Annotated in this window: 21 protein-coding genes; 10 read left to right on the top strand and 11 right to left on the bottom strand. The window is 74.4% G+C overall.

What is annotated here, in order from left to right; translation table 11 throughout:
* The first annotated feature begins 320 nt into the window (after positions 1-320).
* A complete protein-coding gene (locus TNCT1_RS27725; RefSeq protein WP_143637342.1) occupies positions 321-785 on the top strand; it encodes a pyridoxamine 5'-phosphate oxidase family protein in 465 nt (154 codons plus the stop codon).
* Between the two features lie 63 nt (positions 786-848).
* A complete protein-coding gene (locus TNCT1_RS27720; RefSeq protein WP_143637337.1) occupies positions 849-1,241 on the top strand; it encodes a VOC family protein in 393 nt (130 codons plus the stop codon).
* A 73-nt stretch (positions 1,242-1,314) separates the two neighbouring features.
* Here the strand turns inward: TNCT1_RS27720 and TNCT1_RS27715 are convergent, their stop codons facing one another.
* Entirely contained in the window at positions 1,315-1,620 is a 306-nt protein-coding gene (locus tag TNCT1_RS27715; RefSeq protein WP_143637332.1) for a DUF4235 domain-containing protein, read from the bottom strand.
* Between the two features lie 28 nt (positions 1,621-1,648).
* Complete coding sequence (locus TNCT1_RS27710; RefSeq protein ID WP_143637326.1) at positions 1,649-2,665, bottom strand: glutathione S-transferase family protein; 1,017 nt, start codon at positions 2,663-2,665, stop codon at positions 1,649-1,651.
* Between the two features lie 105 nt (positions 2,666-2,770).
* Between TNCT1_RS27710 and TNCT1_RS27705 the strand changes: the two genes are divergently transcribed.
* Positions 2,771-3,808: a cation diffusion facilitator family transporter gene (locus tag TNCT1_RS27705; protein WP_235902933.1), complete on the top strand. Its 1,038-nt coding sequence runs from the start codon at positions 2,771-2,773 to the stop codon at positions 3,806-3,808.
* Positions 3,809-3,916: 108 nt separating this feature from the next.
* Here the strand turns inward: TNCT1_RS27705 and TNCT1_RS27700 are convergent, their stop codons facing one another.
* Complete coding sequence (locus TNCT1_RS27700) at positions 3,917-4,366, bottom strand: nitroreductase family deazaflavin-dependent oxidoreductase (protein ID WP_143637316.1); 450 nt, start codon at positions 4,364-4,366, stop codon at positions 3,917-3,919.
* 106 nt (positions 4,367-4,472) lie between these two features.
* On the bottom strand, positions 4,473-5,108 hold the full coding sequence (locus TNCT1_RS27695) for a LysE family transporter (protein ID WP_174266482.1): 636 nt from the start codon (positions 5,106-5,108) through the stop codon (positions 4,473-4,475).
* 293 nt (positions 5,109-5,401) lie between these two features.
* Between TNCT1_RS27695 and TNCT1_RS27690 the strand changes: the two genes are divergently transcribed.
* From TNCT1_RS27690 to TNCT1_RS27680, 3 genes are all read left to right on the top strand, one after another.
* A complete protein-coding gene (locus tag TNCT1_RS27690; RefSeq protein ID WP_143637309.1) occupies positions 5,402-6,631 on the top strand; it encodes a cytochrome P450 in 1,230 nt (409 codons plus the stop codon).
* Between the two features lie 12 nt (positions 6,632-6,643).
* Complete coding sequence (locus TNCT1_RS27685) at positions 6,644-6,844, top strand: ferredoxin (protein WP_143637306.1); 201 nt, start codon at positions 6,644-6,646, stop codon at positions 6,842-6,844.
* A gap of 64 nt (positions 6,845-6,908) precedes the next feature.
* Entirely contained in the window at positions 6,909-7,454 is a 546-nt protein-coding gene (locus TNCT1_RS27680; protein ID WP_143637302.1) for a flavoprotein, read from the top strand.
* A gap of 47 nt (positions 7,455-7,501) precedes the next feature.
* On the opposite strand, the gene TNCT1_RS27675 is transcribed toward TNCT1_RS27680, so the two are convergent.
* Both TNCT1_RS27675 and TNCT1_RS27670 read right to left on the bottom strand, forming a co-directional pair.
* On the bottom strand, positions 7,502-8,359 hold the full coding sequence (locus TNCT1_RS27675; RefSeq protein ID WP_143637299.1) for a hypothetical protein: 858 nt from the start codon (positions 8,357-8,359) through the stop codon (positions 7,502-7,504).
* Between the two features lie 137 nt (positions 8,360-8,496).
* Positions 8,497-9,342: an endo alpha-1,4 polygalactosaminidase gene (locus TNCT1_RS27670; protein WP_143637296.1), complete on the bottom strand. Its 846-nt coding sequence runs from the start codon at positions 9,340-9,342 to the stop codon at positions 8,497-8,499.
* A 155-nt stretch (positions 9,343-9,497) separates the two neighbouring features.
* Between TNCT1_RS27670 and TNCT1_RS27665 the strand changes: the two genes are divergently transcribed.
* The gene (locus TNCT1_RS27665; RefSeq protein ID WP_143637294.1) at positions 9,498-10,466 is read left to right on the top strand and encodes an aldo/keto reductase; all 969 of its coding nucleotides are present in this window, start codon (positions 9,498-9,500) and stop codon (positions 10,464-10,466) included.
* 391 nt (positions 10,467-10,857) lie between these two features.
* The gene (locus tag TNCT1_RS27660) at positions 10,858-12,708 is read left to right on the top strand and encodes a ricin-type beta-trefoil lectin domain protein (protein ID WP_143637292.1); all 1,851 of its coding nucleotides are present in this window, start codon (positions 10,858-10,860) and stop codon (positions 12,706-12,708) included.
* 13 nt (positions 12,709-12,721) lie between these two features.
* Here TNCT1_RS27660 and TNCT1_RS27655 read toward each other — a convergent pair whose 3' ends face one another.
* The 4 genes from TNCT1_RS27655 to TNCT1_RS27640 all read right to left on the bottom strand — a co-directional run bounded on the left by TNCT1_RS27655 (position 12,722) and on the right by TNCT1_RS27640 (position 16,925).
* Positions 12,722-13,213, bottom strand: coding sequence for a universal stress protein (locus tag TNCT1_RS27655; protein ID WP_143637289.1), 492 nt, complete (start codon positions 13,211-13,213; stop codon positions 12,722-12,724).
* Positions 13,214-13,245: 32 nt separating this feature from the next.
* On the bottom strand, positions 13,246-14,541 hold the full coding sequence (locus tag TNCT1_RS27650; protein WP_143637597.1) for an SLC13 family permease: 1,296 nt from the start codon (positions 14,539-14,541) through the stop codon (positions 13,246-13,248).
* A 130-nt stretch (positions 14,542-14,671) separates the two neighbouring features.
* Positions 14,672-15,385 carry a DUF4232 domain-containing protein gene (locus TNCT1_RS27645; protein WP_143637286.1) on the bottom strand — a complete coding sequence of 238 codons (714 nt, stop codon included), beginning with the start codon at positions 15,383-15,385 and terminating at the stop codon, positions 14,672-14,674.
* Between the two features lie 151 nt (positions 15,386-15,536).
* A complete protein-coding gene (locus TNCT1_RS27640) occupies positions 15,537-16,925 on the bottom strand; it encodes a serine/threonine-protein kinase (protein WP_143637283.1) in 1,389 nt (462 codons plus the stop codon).
* A 44-nt stretch (positions 16,926-16,969) separates the two neighbouring features.
* On the opposite strand from TNCT1_RS27640, the gene TNCT1_RS27635 reads away from it, so the two are divergent.
* On the top strand, positions 16,970-17,518 hold the full coding sequence (locus tag TNCT1_RS27635; protein WP_143637281.1) for an RNA polymerase sigma factor: 549 nt from the start codon (positions 16,970-16,972) through the stop codon (positions 17,516-17,518).
* Here the strand turns inward: TNCT1_RS27635 and TNCT1_RS27630 are convergent.
* Entirely contained in the window at positions 17,512-19,896 is a 2,385-nt protein-coding gene (locus tag TNCT1_RS27630; protein ID WP_143637278.1) for a SpoIIE family protein phosphatase, read from the bottom strand. The genes TNCT1_RS27635 and TNCT1_RS27630 overlap by 7 nt on opposite strands.
* A gap of 261 nt (positions 19,897-20,157) precedes the next feature.
* On the opposite strand from TNCT1_RS27630, the gene TNCT1_RS27625 reads away from it, so the two are divergent.
* Positions 20,158-23,244 (top strand): glycoside hydrolase family 2 TIM barrel-domain containing protein, encoded by a 3,087-nt coding sequence (locus TNCT1_RS27625; protein ID WP_143637275.1) that lies wholly within the window; start codon positions 20,158-20,160, stop codon positions 23,242-23,244.
* Positions 23,245-23,289 lie beyond the last annotated feature (45 nt).

The following is a 23,289-nucleotide window of genomic DNA, read 5'->3' as shown; positions in this document are numbered from 1 at the left end:
GCGTGCGCGCGGGAACGGCGGGGCCGGCTCCCGGTGATCCTGTGATGCGGGGTACAGGGGAGACGCATGGTGGGGGAGAAGGGTTGTATCTTCCGGCCGCCCCTTCGCCTGCCGGTCACCACCGCTCCCCACAGTGCGGCGGGGCAGCCCGGACGCGCCTGCCCAGGGCCGAGGGAGAGGGCTCACGGTCCGCTCGGCGGACGGAACCGCCCGGACACGCCTGGACCGCATTTCGCGCCTGGACGGAAGGCGGGCGGTCACACTTGACGCCGTCCGTACGTCGTACGAGCGAGACCCGATGCCGAGGAGGCCCGAGGACCATGACCCCGCCGCCCGCCCGCACCGCCGAACAGCGCAAGAAGGACACCCTCCACCGGCTGGAGCACGACGTGGACGCCTGGGTGGCCACCGCGGGCGCGGACGGCGGCGCCCCCTACCTCGTCCCGCTGTCCTTCGTCTGGGACGGCGCCACCCTGCTGATCGCGACCCCGGCCGACAGCCCGACCGGCCGCAACCTGGCGGCCACCGGCCGGGCCAGGCTGGGCATCGGGCCGACCCGGGACGTCGTCATCGTGGAGGGCGCCGTACGGGCGGTGGCCCCCGAGGACCTGCCGGAGGAGGACGCCGAGGTCTTCGCCGGGAAGACCGGCTTCGACCCGCGCCGGCTCGCCGACCGCTACCTGTACTTCCACGTGCTCCCCGAACGTGTCCAGGCCTGGCGCGAGGCGAACGAGCTGACGGGCCGGGAGCTGATGCGTGACGGAGCGTGGCTGGCCGCCGACTGAATCGGCGGGACGGGGATATCCGCTGGGGGACGGAGAAGGACGCAAACCCCCCCGGGAGGAAACATGCCCCTCGTGACCGCGGGCGTCGTGGTGCTCGACTGCGCCGAGCCCGAGAAACTCGCCGAGTTCTACCGGCAGTTGCTGGACGGCGAGCAGACGCACGCGTCCGCCAACCTGGTCGAGATCCAGGGCGGGGACGGCTTCCGGCTCGCCTTCCGGCGGGACGTCAACGCGACGCCGCCGAGCTGGCCGCGCCCGGAGAACTCCCTGCAGGCCCATCTGGAGTTCCTGGTGTCCGACCTGGACGAGGCCGAGCGCCGGGTGGTGGGCCTCGGCGGCCGGCCGCTGGAGGCGGGGGACCCGGCGGGGACGTACGAGGAACGCGGCTGCGCCGACCCCGCCGGACACTCCTTCACCCTGCGCCTGGTGCCGTCGCCGGCGCCGAAGCAGGGCTGAGCGGACCCGGGCCCCCACGGGTCCGGGTCGCCCCCGGACCCGTGGGGGCCCGCCCCCGCCGGGAGGGAGGAGCCTAGTCCCGGCCGCCCTTGTCCTTGGCCGGCCACACGCCCGTGGTCCGCTCGATGGCCTTCGCGCCGGTGCGGTCCACGGCGCTGCGCACCACCGCGAAGATGGCGCCCTGGACCGCGGCCGCGAGCAGGATCTCTCCCCAGCCGCGGTCCGGGTCCAGCGCGTCGGGCGCGTCCTCCTCGTGCCGGAGCACCGTCCAGGCCTTGCGGAAGGCCATCCCGGCCAGCGCTCCGCCCGCCCAGCTGAGTACGAACCCGACCGGCTGGTAGACGACGGGGAGCTTCTTCTTCTTCTTGGTCTTCGACATGGAGGACTCCTTCCTCGTCAGACGGTCCTCATGCGGGGCGTCCTCGCGGCGGCACCTGTTCGTCCGGGGGCGGCGGGCCCGGCGGCGTCCCGTCCCCGAACGGCCGTCCTCCCAGCTCCTCGCGGTGATGGGGGGTCAGCCAGCCGCCGAGGTCCGGACCGAGCGGCACGATCCCGGTGGGGTTGATGCCGGTGTGCACCTGGTAGTAGTGCCGCTTGATGTGGTCGAAGTCGACCGTGTCGCCGAAACCGGGCGTCTGGAACAGGTCGCGGGCGTACGCCCACAGCACCCGGTTCTCCGTCAGTTTCCAGCGGTTGCACTTGAAGTGGCCGTGGTAGACGGCGTCGAACCGGACCAGCGTGGTGAACAGCCGGATGTCCGCCTCGGTGATCGTGTCGCCGACCAGGAAGCGCTGCCCGGCGAGCCGTTCGGCGAGCAGTTCCAGCCGCCGGAAGACGGCCGTGCAGGCCTTCTCGTACTCCGCCTGGTGGGTGGCGAACCCGGCGCGGTACACCCCGTTGTTGAGGTCCGCGTACACCTCCGCCATCACCGTGTCGATCTCGTCGCGCCGGCCGGCCGGGTACAGGTCCGGGGCGCCCTCGCGGTGCAGTTCCGTCCACTCGGTGGCCAGATCGAGGGTGAGCTGCTGGTAGTCGTTGGTGACGAGCCGGCCGCTGGGCACGTCCACGACCGCGGGCACGCTCACCCCGCCCGGATGACCCGTCTCCCGTTTGTCGTACGCCTCGCTGAGGAAACGGATGCCGAGCACGGGGTCACGGCCGCCGGGGTCCAGGGTGAACCGCCAGCTCCGGTCGTCCTGGACCGGGTCGGCGACGGCCATGGGCAGGGCCTCCTCCAGGCCCAGCAGCCGGCGTGAGACGACGGCCCGGCTCGCCCACGGACAGGCGCGGGAGACCACCAGCCGGTAGCGCCCGGCGGCGACCGGCCAGCCGTCCCGGCCGTCGGCGGTGATGCGGTCGTCGAAATGGCTTCTGGACCGGCTGAACGTCTTGTGTCCATAGGCGCTGTTGCCGTCGCCGCCCATCTCTCCTCCTCGTCGTGCGCGGGCTTGTGTTCCCGCCACCACGCGTTCCCCTTTTTCGTCCTTCGGCACGGTGTGATCCGGTGGAGCGGGGGCAGTCGGCACCAGGTGAGTGGGACATCCTCTGAGCAGCAGACGGCCGCACGGACGGCCGAGGACTCCAACGGTGAGAAGGGCACCCGGCACAAGGGCGATTCGGGCGGTGACCATCACACCAAGGTCACCGTGCTGGTGGCGCTGGCCGCGAACCTGGTGATCGCCGTGGCCAAGGCCGTCGGCGGGGTGCTGGCGGGCTCGCCCGCGCTGCTGTCGGAGGCGGCGCACTCCGTCGCCGACAGCCTCAACGAAGTCTTCCTGCTGGCCGCGTTGCGGCGCAGCAGCCGTCCCGCCGACCGGCGGCACCCCTTCGGCTACGGCAAGGAGCGGTTCTTCTGGTCCCTCCTGGCGGCGGTCGGCATCTTCGTGATGGGCGGCTGCTTCTCCTTCTTCCAGGGCTTCGAGGCGCTGCGCAGCGGCACGGAGGAGAAGTTCAGCGGCTACGTCGCCGGCCTGATCGTGCTCGGCGTGGCGCTGATCGCGGAGGGCGCCTCGCTGATGCGGGCTCTGCACCAGGTGCGCCAGCAGGGCGGCGGCCGTGACGCGCTGCGCGACCCGGCACTGCGCACGGTGGTCGCGGAGGACGGCACGGCGGTCCTCGGTGTGACCCTCGCCCTCATCGGCATGGCCCTGCACATGGTGACCGGCCAGGTCGTCTGGGAGGCCTCCGCGTCCATCGCCATCGGCGCGCTGCTGGTGTACGTCGCCTACCGGCTGGGCCGGGACGCCCGGGACCAGCTCATCGGCGAGGCCGCCGACCCGGAGCTGAGCGGCCGGATCCACTCGCTGCTGGAGGCCCAGCCGGAGATCGACAGCGTGGAGTCGCTGCTCACGATGAAGATGGGCCTCGACTCCACCTTGGTGGCCGCCCGCATCGACCTGGTGCCGGGCCTGGACAGCGAGCGGGTGGAGGAGGTCTCCGTGCGCATCAAGCGGTCGATCTCCAGCACGGTTCCGGCCGCCGACCACATCTACCTCGACGTGACCGACCGGCCGGCGCGGGAGGCACGAAGCGGCCCCGCCGCGACGGGGGAGCGCGGCGGGGCCTGACGCACGGGTGCCCGGCCCCGGACGGGTTCATGCCCGTCGGCCCGGCGAATCTCCCGAAGGCGCCCGCCGCCCCGGCCGGAACCCGGCTCCGGGCGGCGGGCGCCCCCGTCAGTCCCCGTCGACCGGCTCCAGCACGAACACCGGGATCTCCCGGGACGTCTTGCGCTGGTAGTCCGCGTACGGCGGGAACGCGGCCACCGCACGCTCCCACCACTCTGTCTTCTCCGCGCCGGTGATCTCCCGGGCCCGCATGTCCCGCTTGACCGGCCCGTCCTGCAGCTCGACGTGCGGGTCGGACTTCACGTTGAAGTACCAGACCGGATGCTTGGGCGCACCGCCCAGCGAGGCGACCGCCGCGTAACTCCCCTCGTGCTCGACCCGCATCAGCGGCGTCTTGCGGATCTTGCCGCTGCGCGCGCCCCGGGTGGTCAGCACGATGACCGGCAGCCCGGTGTCCCGCAGCGTGGTGCCCTTGGTGCCCCCGGAACTCTCGTACAGCTCGACCTGCTCGCGCACCCACTGCGTCGGGCTGGGCTCGTACTCGCCCTCAAGTGGCATGGGATCCGTCTCCTTCGTCGGTCCGGCGGATGGTGCTCCGGACGGTCCCAACTCCCGCGGCCGCCCGGATCATCCGTACCGCATACCCCTTCACCCGAGCGGGTGATCACCGTTCCGGCCATCCGGTCGTCCGCACCGCGAGCACCAGGATCACGGCGCTGGAGAGCAGGGCCGTGACCAGCCGCCCCCGGTGGCCCGTCAGGGCGCGACCCAGCAGCGCGCCCCCGCCCGCCAGCAGTAGCTGCCAGCTCGCGGACGCGGCGAAGGCCGCCGCGGCGAACACCGCCCGTTCCAGCGGCCGTGCCGCACCGGCGGCGCCGCTGCCGAGCACCAGCGCCACGAAGTAGACCACCGTCATGGGATTGAGCAGGGTGATCCCGAGAAGGCCGAGATAAGCCCGTGCCGCGCCTGGAACCGGCCGTTCCGGGCGGGTGGTGAGCCGATGGGCGCGGTACTGCCGCAGGGCGAGCAGCGCCGCCCGCAGCGCGAGGACCGCGAGGACCAGCGCCGAGGCCCAGCGCAGCGGGTCCAGCACCGGCCGCAGCTCCGCCGCGAGGGCGGCGCCGCCCACGGTCGCGAGCAGCGCGTACAGCCCGTCGGCCGTGGCGACGCCGAGCGCCGCCGAGGCGCCGGTGCGCAGCGAGGTGCGGGCGGTGAGGGAGACCAGATAGGTCCCGACCGCGCCGACGGGCACCGCGATGCCGTACCCGGCGAGCAGGCCCGCGAGCAGCGCGCCCGTCACGGGCATGCGGGACCGGGCCTCCGGGGACGGCGGGGCTGCTGTCGGCCCGGCACCGCGGGGGCGGTGGCAGCGGGCGTCGGCAGGAGGGAGGCTGTAGGAGGCATGGGCCGATCCTGGGGCCGCCGCGCCCGCACCGGCAAATGAATTACGGCGCGTTCCAGCCCCCGGCCGGCCCGCTCTTCGGCCACTTCACCGCGTACGGCGATCTGGCCGAACTTGCTGTCGCCCCATAGGTGCCTCGGGCATCTAATGAAGATCGGCACGACGCACCTCTTCGTCTGCGAGGTCTTTCCATGACGGAACTGACGGACATCACCGGCCCGGGGACCCCGGCCGAACCCGTCGCATTCCCCCAGGACCGCACCTGCCCCTACCACCCCCCCACCGGATACGGCCCGCTGCGCGACGGGCGCAGCCTGTCCCGCGTCACCCTCTTCGACGGCCGCGAGGTCTGGATGGTCACGGGCCACGCCACCGCCCGCGCGCTGCTCGCGGACCCCCGGCTGTCCACCGACCGCACCCTCCCGGGCTTCCCCGTGCCCACGGCCCGCTTCGCGGCCGTCCGCGACCGGCGGGTGGCGCTGCTCGGCGTGGACGACCCGGTCCACCAGACCCAGCGGCGGATGATGATCCCGTCGTTCACCCTCAAGCGCGCGGCCGGGCTGCGGCCCACCATCCAGCGGACCGTCGACGGGCTGCTGGACGCGATGATCGAGAAGGGGCCGCCGGCCGAGCTGGTCTCCGCCTTCGCCCTGCCCGTGCCCTCGATGGTCATCTGCGGCCTGCTCGGCGTGCCGTACGCCGACCACGAGTTCTTCGAGGAACAGTCCCGCACGCTGCTGCGCGGTCCCACGGCCGCCGACTCGCAAGGGGCGCGCGAGCGGCTCGAGGAGTACCTCGGCGGGCTGATCGACGACAAGGAGCGGCAGGCCGAACCCGGCGACGGCGTCCTGGACGACCTCGTCCACCAGCGGCTGCGCACCGGCGAGCTGGACCGGCGCGACGTGGTGGCGCTGGCCGTCATCCTGCTCGTGGCCGGGCACGAGACGACCGCCAACATGATCTCCCTCGGCACCTACACGCTGCTGCGGCACCCCGGCCGGCTGGCCGAGCTGCGCGCCGACCCGGCGCTGCTGCCCGCCGCCGTGGAGGAGCTGATGCGGATGCTCTCGATCGCGGACGGGCTGCTGCGCCTGGCCCTGGAGGACATCGAGATCGCCGGCGCCACGATCCGGGCCGGCGAGGGCGTCCTGTTCTCCACCTCGCTGATCAACCGCGACGAGTCCGTGTTCGACGACCCCGACACCCTGGACTTCCACCGCTCCACCCGCCACCACGTGGCCTTCGGTTTCGGCATCCACCAGTGCCTGGGCCAGAACCTGGCCCGCGCCGAGCTGGAGATCGCCCTGGGCACGCTCCTGGAGCGGCTCCCCGGCCTCCGGCTGGCCGCGCCCGCCGAGGAGATCCCGTTCAAACCCGGCGACACGATCCAGGGGATGCTGGAACTCCCCGTGACCTGGTAAGAGGCTCTGGTCATGCACATCGACATCGACAAGGACCGCTGCATCGGCGCCGGCCAGTGCGCGCTGGCCGCCCCGGGCGTGTTCACCCAGGACGACGACGGCTACAGCACCCTGCTCCCCGGCCGCGAGGACGGCGGGGGCGACCCGATGGTCCGGGAGGCGGCCCGCGCCTGCCCGGTGAGCGCCATCCGGGTGACCGAACCGGCCGGCTGAGGCGGGGCCCGGCGGCCGCATCCCGCGGCCGGGACCGCCGTTCCCGGTTCAGTAGGGTCGTGCGATGACCTCACAGGCCGGGAAGCCCTTCCTCTACGTCGTCGTCTGCGCGGCCGGGACCGCCGCCGGAGTCACCACGCTGATCGGCGCCGCCCAGGCGCGGGGCTGGGAGGTGGGGGTCCTGGCCACGCCGGTGGCGATGGGCGGGTTCTTCGACACGGCTGCGGTCGAGGAGATGACGGGCCGGCCCGTCCGCTCGGCCTGGCGCTCGCCGGCCGATCCGCGCCCGTTCCCGCCGCCGGACGCCGTGGTGGTGGCGCCCGCCACCTTCAACACCGTCAACAAGTGGGCGGCCGGCCTCGCCGACACGCTCGCCGTCGGCACGCTCTGCGAGGCGGCGGGCCTCGGCGTGCCGATCGCCGTCCTGCCCTGCGTGGCGGACGCGCTGGCCGCCCACCCCGCGTACCGGGAGAGCCTTCTCCGGCTGCGCGGGATGGGCGTCCGCTTCGGCGAGCCGTACGCCGGCCCGCCGGGGGAGGACGGCGAGGCGGACGGCGCACGGCCCGGGTTCGCCTGGGAGAGCGCCCTGGACCTGCTGGAGCGGGCCTGAACCCGCTCCCGAGCCGCTAGGGCCTGTCTGACACTGTCAGACAGGCCCTAACGGCAGGTCAGCGCCGGCCCGGCCAGCATGCCGCCGGTGTAGAGGTCCTGGCCCCGCGGCAGCCAGTAACCCAGCTTGGAGACCACCGTGGAGCAGTCAGGCCCGACGGTGACGCGGACCTTCACCGTCTCGGGACGGCCGGGCTGCAGCGCGGTCAGCGCGCAGTCCAGGGAGTACGCGAGCCGGGTCTTCGACGGGTACCGGCCGACCAGCGGGTTGACGCAGCGAGCGTCGTCCGTGGCGATCCGCACCCCGGTGCCCGCCTCGCCGATGAGTCCGAGCCGGGCGCTGCCGTCGCCCTCGTCGCTGTCCCGGCGGACCGTGTAGGTCAGCGTGGTGGTGGCGTCGCGCCGCAGGGTGGTCCGGTCGACGGTGACCGCGTGCGTGGGCGGGGCCTTGGGCGCGGTGAGGGTGAGCGTGGCCTCGACGGTGCCGCGCAGGTCGACACCGGCGGGCGCGGACCGCACGCGCACGTCGGCGGTGATGTCGTAGGTCCCGGGGCCCGGGTACTCCTGCGCGCCCGGCAGCGTCCCGGCGGCCAGCGTCCGGCCGGCGCGGCGCGCCGTCCAGGTGCCCTCCGTCCGGCAGGTGTAGCGCACCCGGACCCCGGCGCGCCGGCAGCTCGCCGGGGCGGAGACCGCCAGCTGCGGGGTGCCGCTGCCCGCGCAGACGCTGACGACGGCGAACTGGCCGTGTTCCCCGCGCAGCGTCCCGGCGGGCGCGCACAGCGTGGACGGCTCCTCACCCGCCCGGGACGGCGCGGCGGTGGACTGCCCCCAGGCGGGGGTGACGAGGGCGAGCGGCAGCAGCGCCGCCCCCGCCAGGGATCTGAGGGTGGTCGGACGTGTCGGCACCGTGGTGTCCTCCGGCGGCCGGGACCGGCCGGCTGCCGGTCGTCTGGGCCGAGGATCGGCCGACGGCCGCACCGTCCGACCGCGCCACGCCGGGCGGTCACCGGCAGGCGGCACGGCACGAGGGCCGGTCGGCCCCGTCAGCGCACCCTGCGGACGTACTCCGGGGCGTCCGGTGTGGAGACGCCGACGTCCCGGCGGACGACGCTCAGCCGGCCGCCCCAGCGCGCGAGGGCCTTGCGCAGGCCCCGGTCGGTGTACTCGATGTCGACCACGTGGTCGTCGTACGCCTTGGCGTACACCTCGCACTCGTCGTACTGCCCGCACTCCTCGGTGACCGCGAAGTCCAGCCCCGCCGCCTCGCGCCGGGCGGTCAGCTCGGCGGTGTTCTTCTGCCCGACGGCCAGGCCCCGGGCATGCGCGTGGCCGGTGAGCAGGCGCATGAACGCGACCGCGTCGGCGGCGGTGAGGAGGCCCTCGGAGCGGGTGTAGCTGTCGTAGTTGTCGGGCTCCACGGCGTCGAAGCCCTTCTTCGCGCAGCCGTCGATCCACCGGTTCACCCGCGCCGCCACCCGGCCCCGCTTGGCCGGGGTGCGCAGGTCCAGCAGCGGCTCGTCCCAGTCCTCGTCGACGACCGCCCTGCCGTGGCCGTCACGCAGCAGCAGGTCGGCGGGCCAGTCGGAGCGTTCCTGGGGCTGGGCCTGGAAGGCGTTGACGTAGCAGATGTTGTAGAGGCCGGGCGCGGGTGAGTCGGACCGGTCGCGGCTGACGACGCGGACCCCGCGGGCCGGGGGATAGGCGCCGCCGATCTGATAGTCGAAGCCGGCGTGCCGCGGCGGCAGGCGGTACTCCGGGGACCGGGGTGTCTCGTCCGCGGCGCCGGAACCGCAGCCGATCAGCGCGGTCGCGCCGAGGACCACGGCGAGCAGGGCCGTGCCGGCCGTCTTCCCCCGGCCTCCCGTCCGGGAGGCACCCTTCGTCAGCACGTCCGCCCCATCGCATCGCGGTCCCGGCCCCGCTCCGGACCGGCGTGGCACGTCCGGAAATCCAACCGTCCGCGCGCGGCCGGGGTCAAGTCGGCGCCGCGGGCGCGACGTACGCTCCTGAGTGACCATCGCCCCTGAAGGCAGGAGCAGCAACGATGCAGTACGTGAAGCTCGGTTCGACGGGTCTGGACGTGTCGCGGATCTGTCTGGGCTGCATGACCTACGGACTGCCCGACCGCGGCACGCACGAGTGGACGCTCGGCGAGGAGGCGTCCCGTCCGCTGATCCGGCAGGCGCTGGAGGCGGGCGTCAACTTCTTCGACACCGCCAACGTCTACTCCGACGGAACCAGCGAGGAGATCGTGGGCAGGGCGCTGCGCGACTTCGCCGACCGCGACGAGATCGTGCTGGCCACCAAGGTGCACGGCCGCACCCGGCCGGGACCCAACGGCGCCGGCCTGTCCCGCAAGGCCATCCTGAGCGAGATCGACCACAGCCTGCGCCGGCTCGGCACCGACTACGTGGACCTCTACCAGATCCACCGCTACGACCACGGCACTCCGGCCGAGGAGACGATGGAGGCGCTGCACGACGTCGTCAAGGCGGGCAAGGCCCGCTACATCGGGGCGAGTTCGATGTACGCCTGGGAGTTCGCCAAGCTCCAGCACACCGCCGAGCTGGGCGGCTGGACGCGGTTCGTCTCCATGCAGAACCACTACAACCTGCTCTACCGCGAGGAGGAGCGGGAGATGCTCCCCCTCTGCGCCGACCAGGGCGTGAGCACACTGCCGTGGAGCCCGCTCGCCCGCGGCCGGCTCACCCGCGACTGGGGCACGGTCACCGAGCGCAGCGCGGCCGACGCCTTCGGCGGCCGCCTGTACCTGGAAGGCGACCGCTCCATCGTCGAGGCGGTGACGCGGATCGCCGGGGCCCGGGGCGTGCCGCGCGCCCAGGTGGCCCTGGCCTGGCTGCTGCACCAGGACACGGTGGCCGCGCCGATCGTCGGCGCGGCCCGGCCGGGGCACCTGGAGGACGCGGTGGCGTCGGTCGAACTCGAGCTGAGCGAGAAGGAGATGGAGGAACTCCAGCAGCCCTACACACCGCGCGCGATCAGCGGCCACTGACAGCCCGGCCCAGGACCGCGCGGCGCGCCCCGTGCCGCGCGGCCCGCGGCCGGGGCGCCGCCGGGGCGGGGCGGGGCCCCGCGGGACCCGTGGCGCGCGGATGTGAACGGCGGTAATGCGAGGCAAAGTCTTTCTTGACAAATTGTCAAAAGGGAAACCGCCGGAATTCAGTTGCCGGGAACCGGGAGATCTCTTGTTACCCGGTGTCCGGCTGTGCAAAAGTGTGCGTTGTCGGCGCGCAGACAATTACATTTTCCGCTGCGGGCGCCAGGTCGCTCCGTACGCCCCCCACGCTTCAAAAGAGCTGCCCCGGCGGCGTTCGGGACGCCGCATCCCGTCCATACCCTGTGGTATGGACTAATTCCCGTGTCGCGTCTGGAGGAATGCAGCCGTGAATGACGCAGGCAGGTCGGATTCCGTGCCGACCGGCCGCCGGTTCGAAGTGCCGGACGAGCGGTTGAGCGCCGAACTGAGGAAGTGGACGGGCACGTCACCCGCCACGAACCCGGTCGGCGAACTCCTGGACCGGCACTGGGAAGCGGCCTTCGCCTACGCCCGGCTGTGCACCGACGGAACCCGGGCCGCCGGCATGCTCACCACCGCCGCCTTCACCCGGCTGGTCGGCGAGTCCATCAGGCAGTCGGGCCCCTCCGCCGCCTGGCGGCCCCACCTGCTGGTCACCGTCCGCCGGATCGCCGCCGAGTGGGACGGCGACGGACGCCGGGAACTGCTGCACCCCGCCCTGCGTACGAACCCCGCCACCGGGGAGCGGGCCTCCGCCCGGCTGCTCCCGCCTCCCGGCCGGCGGCTGCTGTCCCGTGCCTTCCAGCGGCTGCCCCAGTCAGCCCGCGCCGTGCTGTGGCACATCGAGGTCGAGGCCGAACCCCTCGCCGTACCGGCCGCGTTGCTGGGCCAGGACGAGGAGGAGGCCCGCATCGGACTCGGCCGCGCCCGCGAACGGCTGCGCGAGGAGTGCCTCCAGGCGCACCGCGAACTCGCCCCCGAGACCGAGTGCCGGCGGTACCTGCGCATGCTGGACGTCACCTTCCGGCGCGGCGGCGCCGACGTCGACCCGGACCTGCGGCGGCACCTGGCCGGCTGCCCGCACTGCCGGCAGACCGCCGACCAACTGGCCCGGTTCGGCGCGGGACTCGGCCTCGCCCTCGCCGAGGCGGTCCTCGGCTGGGGCGCCCGCGCCTACCTGGAGGCCCGCGCCGGCCTCCCCGAAGCGGCCACCGCGCCCGGGCCCGGACCGGCCCCCGCGCCGCCCGGCGGCGAGGACTTCGCCCCGACCGCGTTCCACGCCCCGACGACGTCCTGCGCCCCCTCCGCGCCCCCGTCGCCCGACCCCTCGGCCCCCGCCGCCGCGCCCCCGCCCGGCCCCTCCCGCCGCTCGGCGCTCCGGGCCGCCCGGCGCGCCCGCCGCCGTCACCTCGCCCTCGGCGCCGCCGCGGTCGGCGGACTCGTCGTGCTGCCGCTCGTCCTGTGGGCGGTGCTCGGCCCGTCCGGCGACCCGGCGCCCGCTCCAGGCACCACCCCCTCCCCGGCACCGGGCAAGCGCTCGCCCGATCCGGGCCCGTCCTGGGCCGGCACCCACGCGGCCGGCCAGGGCGCGCTGCGCGGCCGGCTGCGCAACCTCGCCTCCGGCCTGTGCGTGGACGTCGTCGGCGGCAAGGCCGTCAAGGACGCCGAGACGGAACTCGCCGCCTGCTCCGCGGCCCCCGGCCAGCAGTGGCGCCACGAGCCCGACGGGCTGCTGCGCAGCGCCTCCGCACCGGACCTGTGCCTCGACTCGCACCTCGGCTACTCGGTCCGCCTCGCCCCCTGCCCGGCGACCGCGAGGACCGCCCGGGACGTCCGCTACGACTTCACCGGCCGGGGCGCGATCGTGCCCCGCTCGGACCGGGACCTGGCGCTGGTCCCCGCTGCCGCCGACGGCTCCGGCGCCCTCGTGCTCAAGACCCGCACCGCGGCCCCCGTCCAGCGCTGGAGCGTCGACAGCGCGAGCCCCGAGCTGGAGATGGAGATCGTCAACTGGGACACCGGCGCCACTCCCGCGGCGGCGCCGTCGGCCGAGGCGACGCACGGGGCCGCGAAACCCCCGGCGCCGGCGCCCGCCCCGGCGGCGACCGGGTCCACCGCCCCGCCGGCGTCCTCACCCGCCCCCGACTTCTGTTCGGTCCACCCGTCCTACTGCTCCTGGGGCGGCGGCCACGGCGGCGGCCACCACCGCCGCCACTGACCCGCGGCCCGGCTCAGTGGTGGTGCGGCGGCGGGGGCGGGATCGTCGCCAGGCCGGGAGCCGGCTCGGGCCAGACCAGCAGCACCGGGCAGGGCGCGTGGTCGACGGCGAACCGGACGGCCGGGCCCAGGCTGCGCGGCCCGAGCCGGGAGCGGTCGCCGTCCCGTGCCACCACCAGCAGATCGGCGCCCTCCGCCGCGGCCACCACCTCCCGCTCCACCCGCCCGGACCGCTCGGCGCGGGCGCACGGCCGGCCCAGGCGGGCGGCCGCCGCGTCCAGGATCTCGGTGGCCGACCCGCCCTCCAGCGCCTCCAGCAGCCCACCCGGGTCCCGTTCGCGATGGCCGCGGCCCAGGAGCCCGGCGAACGCGCCGTGCGCCACCCCGGGCACGTCCGGGCCGGACACATGGAGCAGCACCACCTCGGCGTCGTGCGGGGCGTGGGCGCGCACGGCGTCCACACAGGCGGGCCAAGTGCCCTCCACGAGCCAGGCGATCACGCGCATGCGGCCGGCCTCCTTCGGCTGACGTGAATCCCTCAGAGAATCTGCAGCGCTCCCCACAGTGCCACCACCGACACCGCCAGCGAACAGGGCACGGCGATCACACCCAGCCGGGTGAACTCCTTGAGGTCGACCCCGTGCTCGTGCTGGTGCACGATCCGCCGCCACAGCAGGGTGGCCAGCGAACCGGCGTACGTCAGGTTCGGGCCGATGTTCACCCCGAGCAGCACCGCGAGCACCGCGCCGGAACCGGCCGGCGCGGCGAGCGGCAGCAGCACCAGCACGGCCGGCAGGTTGTTGATGAGGTTGGCCAGCACGGCGGCCAGCGCGGCGGTCCCGAGCAGCGCGGCCAGACCGGTCCCGCCCGGCAGGACGTGCCCGAGCACGCCGGCGAGCCCGTTGTCGACGACCGCGCGCACCACGATGCCCAGCGCCAGCACGAACGCCAGGAACGCCGGGGCCGCCGCCCGCACGACGGCCAGGGGGGTCGTCCTGCGCCGCAGCAGCGCCCGCCCGGCCAGCACCAGCGCGCCCGCCGCCGCCACCCACGCCGGATCCACGCCGAACGCCGACGCCACCACGAACCCCGCCAGCGTGCAGCCCACGGTCACCAGCGCGAACCGCGGCAACGGCAGAGCCTCGTCCTCCGCCCCGGACACCGGGGCCGCGGCCGTCAGGTCCCGGGCGAAGAACCGCCGGAACACGAGGTACTCGGCGCCGATCGCGACCAGCCACGGCAGCGCCATCAGCGCCGCGAACCGGGTGAAGCTGAGCCCGCTCGCCGCGAAGGCGAGCAGGTTCGTCAGGTTGGACACGGGCAGCAGCAGCGACGCCGTGTTGGACAGGTGGGTGCAGGCGTACACATGCGGTTTGGGTCGTACCCCGGTGCGCGCGGCGGTGGCGAAGACGACCGGCGTCAGCAGCACGATGGTGGCGTCCAGGCTGAGCACGGCCGTGATCGCCGACGCCAGCGCGAACACCGCCGTCAGCAGCCGCACCGGGCGGCCCGCCGCCCAGCGCGCCATCCAGGCGCCGCAGGCCTTGAACAGCCCGTCCACGTCGCAGAAGTGGGCGAGCACCAGCACCGCCGCCAGGAACCCCACCACCGGGCCCAGCCGCTCCGCCTCGGCCCGGGCGTGCTCCAGCGGGATCGCGCCGGCGGCGATCACGATTCCGGCGGCCGGCACGGCCAGCGCCGCCTCCGGCCAGCCGAAGGGACGTACGACGGCCCAGGCGAGCACGGCGGCGAGCAGCACGGCCGACAGGGCCTCGGCGAGCGGGGTGTTCAGGGCGGGTCCTTCCAGGTAGGGCTCCAGATGGTGCCCGCCTATGTAAGCAAACGCCGGCGCGCGCACCACGGTGACCGGGTGCCCGCCGCGCCCGGGAATCCATCCCCTGCCGCCGTGACCGGCCCCGCCGTCCGGGGCGGACGGCGGGGCCGGTCACGGCGGGGCGGACCGGTCAGGCGCCGGTGCCGGGGCTGAACACGGTCAGGAACACGGAGGAGGAGTTCCCGCCGACCGGGACCTCCCCGGCGGTCCACGCCACCTGGAGGTGGTCCCGCTCGTCCGGCGGGGTGATCACCAGCCCGGCGGGCCTGGCCGTCTTCGCCTCGCTGACCTCCGGGTTGGAGAAGGTCAGCCCCGCCCAGGCGCTCTGCCCGGGCTTGAGGGTGACGGTCGCCGGGGAGCCGGAGGAGCGCTTGGGGTCGGGGCCGAGCTGGGAGCCGGAGGCGTTCACGAAGGCCGCGCCCGGATAGCCGTGCAGGGTGCAGGTCCGGGCGGACTTGTTGGTGAGCACGATGGGGAAGTTCTCCTGGCCGGCGCCCGGGTTGTTGCGGCCGACGGCGGCCCGCAGCTCGGAGGTGTGGCACCGCGTGCCGGTGGCGGCGGTCTTCCCGCCGCTTTCCGCGCCGGTGCCGCTGCCGGTGCCGGTGGTCGTCCTGCCCGTCCGCGGGGCGGAGGACGAGGCCGTGCCGCCGGGGGTGGAGGCGGCGGGGGAGGAGACACCGGAGGCGGGGCTGCCGCCGGACTCGGTGGCCGGACCCGCCGTGCCCGACACCTTCTCGGGCGCGGAGCCGTCGCCTTGGCCGCCGCAGGCGGTCAGCAGGCTCAGTACGGCGACCGCGCCCGCGAGCAGGGCCCCGCGCCGCGGGGACCGGGATGAGTACGCCATGTCGCTCAACACTCCTGGATCTTCACGGCACGCGACGGGCGCGTGCCTCCGGCGCCGGGTGCGCCGTCACCACACTCCGATGCGCGGGGCGCCGGAAAAGTTCGCCTCGCCCAGAAATCCCTTCCCCGCCCCGCTCCGCGCGGAACGTGTCTCAGGTGACCCGCAGTGAGCGGAGCACCCCTTCGGTCCCGTCGCCGTCACCCCGCCGGCGGACCTGGACGTACACCTGCGGGCCCGTGGAACCGTCCGCCGGGACCAGGGCCGACTCGGTGACCGAGCCCCCGTCCGGGCAGCCGCTCCAGCTCCGGACGCGGCCGCGCCAGGCGGCGCTCGCGAAGGTCCGGGAGCCCGCGTAGTGACAGCCCGTGTGGGTGAGGGCGTTCACCCGGGCGGTGACGTCGCCGTGCTCGCTGAGCCCCACGAAGACGCCGTCGACCCCGGCGCCCATGTCGGGCCAGCGGGACAGGTCGCCGGCGACCACCAGGCCCGGCTGGTGCCCCGCGGGTAGCCCGAGAACACGCGGATCCCAGCCCGAGTCGCGCAGCTGCCGGGCCCAGCCGGCCGGCACCTCGACCGAGACCCGGCCGGTGGCGTCCCGCACCTCGGCGCGACCGCCGGAGCCGGGACGGTGCAGCACCAGCGTCACCGCGACGGCGGCCGCCACGGCGGCGGCCACCGCGGCCAGCGCCGGCGTCCCGGCGCCGAGCCGCCGCCGGACGGAGTCGAGCCGGCCGCCCGCGCGGCCGGCGGCGGGCGCCGCGAGCCGGTCCAGCTCGTCCGCGAACGCCTGCGCCCCCGGCCAGCGCCGTTCCCGGTCCGGCTCCAGGGCCCGCAGCAGGGCCCGCTCGGCGTCGGCGCCGAGGTCCGGCCGCAGCCGCCCGGGCGGCACGGCCTTCCCCGGCGGCCCCGGAACGGTGCCGGTGACCAGCTCGTAGCCGACCGCGCCCAGGCTGTAGACGTCGGCGCGGGCGTCGATGCCCGCGCCCGGCTCGGCCTGCTCCGGCGGCTGGTAGCCCGCCGAGCCGGCCGCCAGCGTCAGCACCGAGGCCTGCGCGAGACTCTTGGCCAGACCCAGGTCGGCGAGCAGCACCCGCCGCTCGCCGTCCGGGGCGGTGTGCAGCAGCACGTTGGTCGGCTTGATGTCGCGGTGCACGATCCCCGCCTCGTGCAGCGCGGCGGCGGCGCGGGCGGCCAGCGCGGTCAGCGCGAGCGCCCGGGGCACCGGCAGCACACCGGCCGTCAGCAGATCGGCGAGGGTGCCGCCGTCGGCGTACTCCATGACGAAGTACGGCCGTCCGTCGGGGAGTTCACCGATGTCGTAGACCTGCACCACCCGGCTGGAGCCGGCCCGGCGCAGCAGCCGCGCCTCGGACAGGAAGCGCTCCCGCACGTCGAGCCGGTGCGCCCAGTTCTCGGCGAGGACCTTCACCGCCACCGGGGCGTCCAGCTCGTCGTCGCGGGCGAGCCACACCGTGGCGAAGGCGCCGGTGCCCAGGCGCCGTTGGAGGCGGTAGCGGCCGATCCGCTCCAAGGAGTGCATACGACTATCATGCCTGCCCTGAGATCGACTTCCAGGGGGCCCGGGTGCCGGACGAGGCGACGGCCGAAGACCTTGCCCGCAGCGCCGCCGCCGGCGACCGGGCGGCGCTGGACCGGCTGCTGGCCGGGCTGCGGCCCGAGGTGGTGCGCCGCTGCGGCCGGTTCCTGCCCTGCCGGGAGGACGCCGAGGAGGCAGCCCAGGACGTGCTGCTCCAGATCGCCCGGAACATCTCCGGCTTCGAGGGCCGCAGCCGCTTCAGCACCTGGCTGTACACCGTCGTCGCGAACTGCTGCCGGCAGAAGTACCGGGAGCTGAAGCGGCGGGCGGCCGAGCGGCCCGCCGCCATCGAGCCCGCCGAGCACGTCGACCCGCGCACCACCAGCGTCATCGCGGGCTCCCGCGTGGACCTGCTGGACGCCCTGGACCGGCTGGAACGCGAGCACCCCCATCTGGTCGCGCCCCTGGTGTACCGGGACGTCTGCCAGCTGGACTACGCCGAGGCCGCCGAGCGCGCCGGCATCCCGCTCGGCACCTTCAAGTCCCGTCTGCACGAGGCCCGCAGACGGGTACGGCCCTGGCTGCGGGCCTACTGAGCGGTCTCCGTCAGCGCCATCTCCGCCCAGATGGTCTTGCCCTCAGGGGTGTGCCTGGTGCCCCAGCGCTGGGTGAGCTGGGCGACCAGCAGCAGCCCGCGGCCGCCCTCGTCGAAGGTCTTGGCGCGCCTGAGGTGCGGCGCGGTATGGCTGGAGTCGGACACCTCGACGATCAGCGTGGCCGCGTCGTGGATCAGCCGCAGCCGGATCGGCCGGGAACCGTACCGGATCGCGTTGGTGACCAGTTCGCTCACCACCAGCTCCGCGGTGAACGCCGCCTCGGTCAGCGACCACCGGTCGAGCTGGTCCAGGACCTGCTTGCGGATCGGCGCGACCAGCGCCGGGTCGGCGGGGATGTCCCAGGTCGACACCTGGGAGGCGGGCAGCCCCCGGGTGCGGGCCAGCAGCAGGGCCACGTCGTCGGCCGCCTCGCCGGGCGGCAGCAGCGTCTGCAGGACCAGGTCGCAGGTCTCGTCCAGTGAGCCCGCGTAACGCTTCAGCGCCTCGCCGAGCAGCCGTCTGCCGAGGTCCACGTCCCGCCTGCGGGACTTCAGCAGACCGTCCGTGTACAGGGCCAGCACGGTGCCCTCGGGCAGTTCCACCTCCACCGACTCGAAGGGCAGCCCGCCGAGGCCCAGCGGGGGACCGGAGGGCAGCTCCAGCTCGTGCGGCTCGCCGCCCGGCCGCAGCACCAGCGGCTGCGGATGCCCCGCCCGGGCCAGCGTGCAGCGCCTTGAGACCGGATCGTAGACGGCGTACAGGCAGGTGGCGCCCACCTCGCCCGGGCTGTCGTCGCCGCTGTACTCCTCCGACAGCCGGATCACCAGGTCGTCCAGATGGGTCAGCAGCTCGTCGGGGGCCAGGTCGAGGTCGGCGAGGGTGCCCACCGCGGTGCGCAGCCGGCCCATCGTGGCCGAGGCCCGGATACCGTGCCCGACCACGTCCCCGACGACCATCGCGACTCGCATCCCGGACAGCGGGATCACGTCGAACCAGTCGCCGCCCACCCCGGCCCGGGCCGCCGGCAGGTACCGCGAGCGGGCCTGCAGCGCGGCCGTGCGGGGCATCGTGCGGGGCAGCAGGCTGCGCTGCAGGGCGAGGGCGGTCTCGCGCTCGCGGGAGTAGCGGCGCGCGTTGTCGATGCACACGGCGGCCCGGGCGGTGATCTCCTCCGCCAGCAGCCTGTCGTCGGTGGTGAAGGGGTCCGGCCGCCGGTGCCGGGTGAGGACGGCGACCCCGAGGGTCAGCCCGCGCGCCCGGATCGGGACCGACATGGTCGAGTGGATGCCGAACCTGCGCACGACGTCGGCGCGCGCGGAGTGCCAGCTCAGCCACTTGGCCATGTCGCCCCCGGCCGCCGAGGTGGTGATCGTGCGGCCCGCGGTCAGCGCGTCGGCCTGCGGGGAGAAGTCCGGGTACAGCTCGGTCCGTCCGGGCCGCACCACCGCCTCCGGCACGCCGTCGAGCACCGACCGGTGGGCGGTGCGGCGCAGCCGCAGGGGCGCGGCGACGCGGGCCGGGGGCTCGCCGTCGTACTCCTGGGGGTCCAGCAGGTCGATGGTCACGAAGTCGGCGAGCACGGGCACGCACACGTCGGCCAGCTCCTGCGCCGTACGGGTGATGTCCAGTGTGGTGCCGATGCGCGCGCTCGCCTCGTTGACCAGTTGCAGCCGCTGGCGGGCCCGGTGGTTGTCGGTGACGTCATGCGCGGCCAGGCACACCCCGAGGACCCGGCCGTGCGCGTCGGTGACCGGGGCCATCCGGGTGAGCCAGGCCGCGATCCGGACGTCCCCGCCGACGTTGCCCGAGACCTCCATGTCCAGCGGTCCGCTGCCGGCCAGGACCTGGAGCATGCCCCGCTCCAGGTCCTCCGCCGGCCGCTGCCCGCCGATCTCCGTGATCCGCAGGCCCTTGACGCGCTCCTCGGGCAGCCCGATGAAGTCGGCCATGGCCTGATTGATGCGCCGCAGGCGGAGCTGGTCGTCGTAGAGCGCGATCGCGCAGGGTGACTGGAGCAGGCTCGCCGCGGCCAGCGCGTCGTCGTCCTCGGCGTGCAGCCCGTCACCGGCGAGCGGGGAGACCACCAGCCACTCGGCGCCGTGGCCGTCCCCGGGGGGCCGGTGGTGGGCGAGCAGCCACACCGGGACGGTGCTGCCGTCCCGGTGGCGCAGCCGCAGGGTTCCGGTCCAGCGCGTCCCGGAGGGCGTCCTGGGCGCGCCGTTCCCGGCCAGCAGGCCGGCCGCGGGGCGGCCCACGACGGTCTCCGGCGGGTGGCCGAGCAGACGCCGGGCGCCCTCGTTCCACTCGACCAGAGTTCCGTCGTCGTCGATGACGGCCCGGGCCGTGGCCGCATCGTCGAACGGATAGACCCGGCTCATCGTCGCCGCTCCCAGCGCACACTCACAGTGAACAGGTGGTACCACGCGCGTTCCAGCGTAGTGCGTGCCGCACCTCCGTGGACCGTGACTCCCGGCGACCTGGTCGACAGGTCGAACAAGGTCAAGGGGGATTTCCGGCCGAATTACCCACGGCGCCGTGTGCCCGCTTCCCGGCCCTTGACGTCGGCGTGTGCGGCGTCGAAAGAATCTGTTTGAACACGATCAGTTGTGAGTGTTTCTGGGCCGGAACGAGGGAGAGAGATGACGGTCACGCGCAGATCGGTTCTGGCCGCGGCCACGGCGGCGCCCACGGCCGGAGTGCTCCTCGGCGCCCCCGCGGCTCTGGCCGCCGACGCCCCGGGCGCCGCGGCGGGACGCCAGACCGTCCCGCTGCCGGACGGCTGGCGCTTCGCGCTGGCCGACCTCGACGGCGGCGCGGAGGGGAGCGAGTACGCCGGCGCCGCCGAGCCCGGCTACGACGACTCCCGCTGGCGCCGGGTGTCCGTGCCGCACGACTGGAGCATCGAGCAGACACCGACGACGGACCACGGAACCTCCGGCGGCACCGGCTTCCTCCCCGGCGGCCTCGGCTGGTACCGGCTGTCCTTCACACTGCCGCCCGCCTGTGCCGGCCGGCGGATCTCGGTGGAGTTCGACGGGGTCTACATGGACTCCCACGTCTACTGCAACGGCACCGAGGCGGGCAGCCACCCCTACGGCTACACCGGCTTCGCGCTCGACCTCACCGGCCTGGTGCACACCGACGGCCGGACCGCGAACGTCCTCGCGGTCAAGGTGCGCAACCGGCTGCCCAGCAGCCGCTGGTACTCCGGCAGCGGCATCTACCGCGAGGCCCGGCTGGTGGTCACCGATCCGGTGCACGTGGCCCGCTGGGGCACGTACGTCACCACCCCGGAGGTCACCGCGGGGCGGGCGCTGGTCCGGGTGGCGACGACGGTGGTGAACGAGTCCGGCGCCGGCGCGGACGTCCAGGTGCTGTCCCGGATCACCGGCCCCGACGGCCGCACGGCCGCCCGGGCCACGAGCACGGCCGCGGTGTCGGACCAGGCCACCGAGACCCACGAACTGACCGTCACCGAGCCGCGGTTGTGGGACTTCGGCACTCCGCACCACCGCTACACCCTGCACACCGAAGTGCGGGCCGGCGGCCGCACCACCGACACCTGCCGCACCTCCTTCGGCATCCGCCGCTACCGCTTCGACCCCGACGAGGGCTTCTCCCTGAACGGCGTCCACACCAAGATCAAGGGCGTCGACCTCCACCACGACCAGGGCGCCCTCGGCGCCGCGGTCAGCCTCGACGCGGTGCGCCGGCAGCTGACGGTGATGAAGTCGATGGGCGTCAACGCCCTGCGCACCTCGCACAATCCGCCCTCGCCGCAGCTGATCCAGGTCTGCGAGGAACTGGGCATCGTGATGATGGTGGAGGCCTTCGACTGCTGGCGCACCGGCAAGAACACGTACGACTACGGGCGCTTCTTCGACGAGTGGTGCGAGAAGGACGCCACCGAGATGGTGCTCGCCGCCCGCAACTCGCCCGCCGTCGTGCTGTGGTCCATCGGCAACGAGATCCCCGACTCCACGTCCACCGCCGGGCTCGCCATGGCCGACCGGATCATCGGCGCCGTCAGGGCCGCCGACGGCACCCGCCCGCTCGTCATCGGATCGGACAAGTACCGCCGGTTGCCGGCCAAGGGCTCCGCGGCGGACCTCATGCTCGCCAAGCTCGACGGGCTGGGCCTGAACTACAACACCGCCCAGTCGGTGGACGCGCTGCACGCCGCCTATCCGCACCTGTTCCTCTTCGAGTCCGAGTCCTCCTCGGAGACCTCCACCCGGGGCGCGTACCAGGAGCCGGAACACCTCAACACCGGCGAGAACCACACCCCGGGCCGGCGTGAGGCCTCCTCCTACGACAACAACCTCGCGTCCTGGACGATGAGCGGCGAGTACGGCCACAAGAAGGACCGGGACCGCACGTGGTTCGCGGGGCAGTTCCTGTGGTCGGGCATCGACTACATCGGCGAGCCGACGCCCTACGACGTCTTCCCGGTGAAGGCGTCCTTCTTCGGCGCGGTGGACACGGCCGGGTTCCCGAAGGACATGTACCACCTGTTCCGCAGCCAGTGGACGGACGAGCCGATGGTCCACCTGCTGCCGATGAGCTGGAACCACGAGGAGGGCGACACGGTCGAGGTCTGGGCCTACGCGAACGTGCCCTCCGTGGAGCTCTTCCTGAACGGGAAGTCCCTCGGGACGCGGGAGTTCGACGTCAAGCGGACCACCGACGGCCGTGCCTACCTGGAGACCACGGAGGCCACCGGCGACGACAAGACCTTCACGGACGGCCCCTACCCCGGCAGCTACACCAGCCCCAACGGCAGCGCGGGCAAGCTGCACCTGACCTGGAAGGTGCCCTTCCGGCCGGGCGAGCTGAAGGCGGTGGCCCGCCGGGACGGCAGGACCGTCGCCACCGACGTGCTGCGCACCGCGGGCGCCCCGCACGCGGTGCGCCTGACCGCCGACCGCGGATCCGCCGCCGCGGACGGCCGTTCACTGGTCTTCGTGACCGCGGAGATCGTGGACGCGCACGGCGTGGTGGTGCCCGACGCGGGCCACCTCATCTCCTTCTCCGTCACCGGGGGCTCCCTCGCCGGAGTCGACAACGGCCGCCAGGAGAGCGCCGAGCGCTACCAGGCGAGCACCCGTACCGCCTTCCACGGCAAGGCCCTCGCCATCGTCCGGACCGGCGGCGCGGCGGGCACGCTCGCGGTGACGGCGCGGGTGGCCGGCCTGCGCGGGGACACGGCGCGCGTGCGCACCACGCCGGGCGGTCCGGCGGCCGCCACGCCGGTCACCGCCTTCGGCCCCGGCCGTCCGGCGCCCGTCGGCCACCCGCACGCGGACGCGAGCTACTCCGGCCGCCCGGACACCCTGCCCGCCGCGATGCTGGACGGGGACCCGGCCACCGGCTGGTCCAACGCCTTCGTCAAACCGGCGACCGCGCTGCTGCCCGCGTTCGGCGGGGCCCGCGCCAGGGACTGGGTGTCGGTCGACTTCGGGCGCCCGCGCACCCTCGACCGGGTGGCGGTCTCCTTCACGGTCGACGCCACCCACGCCCGGCCCGCCGAGGCGGTGGTGGAGGTGTGGGACGGGCACGCGTACGCGCCGGTGAACGGGGCGCGGACGGACTGGGCCACCGCCTCGGACAGCCCGACCGTGATCACCTTCGACGCGGTGCGCGGATCGAGGCTGCGTCTGACGCTCACCAGCGCCGATCCGGGCGGGACGGGGGGAGCGGTGCGTATCAGCCGGCTCGACGTGTGAGGCGCGGCCGGCACGGCCCGGACGGAGGAACCCGGGAACGCTCTC

The organism is Streptomyces sp. 1-11 (assembly GCF_007176755.1).
Taxonomy (GTDB): Bacteria; Actinomycetota; Actinomycetes; order Streptomycetales; family Streptomycetaceae; genus Streptomyces.
This window is presented reverse-complemented; position numbering and strand designations above follow the sequence as displayed.

Coding starts and splice junctions, on each gene's coding strand:
- TNCT1_RS27710 (WP_143637326.1), bottom strand. CDS start 2,665: ATGGGCGGCGACGGCAACAGCGCCTATGGACACAAGACGTTCAGCCGG.
- TNCT1_RS27655 (WP_143637289.1), bottom strand. CDS start 13,213: ATGCGCGTGATCGCCTGGCTCGTGGAGGGCACTTGGCCCGCCTGTGTG.
- TNCT1_RS27720 (WP_143637337.1), top strand. CDS start 849: ATGCCCCTCGTGACCGCGGGCGTCGTGGTGCTCGACTGCGCCGAGCCC.
- TNCT1_RS27625 (WP_143637275.1), top strand. CDS start 20,158: ATGACGGTCACGCGCAGATCGGTTCTGGCCGCGGCCACGGCGGCGCCC.
- TNCT1_RS27690 (WP_143637309.1), top strand. CDS start 5,402: ATGACGGAACTGACGGACATCACCGGCCCGGGGACCCCGGCCGAACCC.
- TNCT1_RS27630 (WP_143637278.1), bottom strand. CDS start 19,896: ATGAGCCGGGTCTATCCGTTCGACGATGCGGCCACGGCCCGGGCCGTC.
- TNCT1_RS27685 (WP_143637306.1), top strand. CDS start 6,644: ATGCACATCGACATCGACAAGGACCGCTGCATCGGCGCCGGCCAGTGC.
- TNCT1_RS27725 (WP_143637342.1), top strand. CDS start 321: ATGACCCCGCCGCCCGCCCGCACCGCCGAACAGCGCAAGAAGGACACC.
- TNCT1_RS27640 (WP_143637283.1), bottom strand. CDS start 16,925: ATGCACTCCTTGGAGCGGATCGGCCGCTACCGCCTCCAACGGCGCCTG.
- TNCT1_RS27715 (WP_143637332.1), bottom strand. CDS start 1,620: ATGTCGAAGACCAAGAAGAAGAAGAAGCTCCCCGTCGTCTACCAGCCG.
- TNCT1_RS27645 (WP_143637286.1), bottom strand. CDS start 15,385: ATGGCGTACTCATCCCGGTCCCCGCGGCGCGGGGCCCTGCTCGCGGGC.
- TNCT1_RS27700 (WP_143637316.1), bottom strand. CDS start 4,366: ATGCCACTTGAGGGCGAGTACGAGCCCAGCCCGACGCAGTGGGTGCGC.
- TNCT1_RS27665 (WP_143637294.1), top strand. CDS start 9,498: ATGCAGTACGTGAAGCTCGGTTCGACGGGTCTGGACGTGTCGCGGATC.
- TNCT1_RS27680 (WP_143637302.1), top strand. CDS start 6,909: ATGACCTCACAGGCCGGGAAGCCCTTCCTCTACGTCGTCGTCTGCGCG.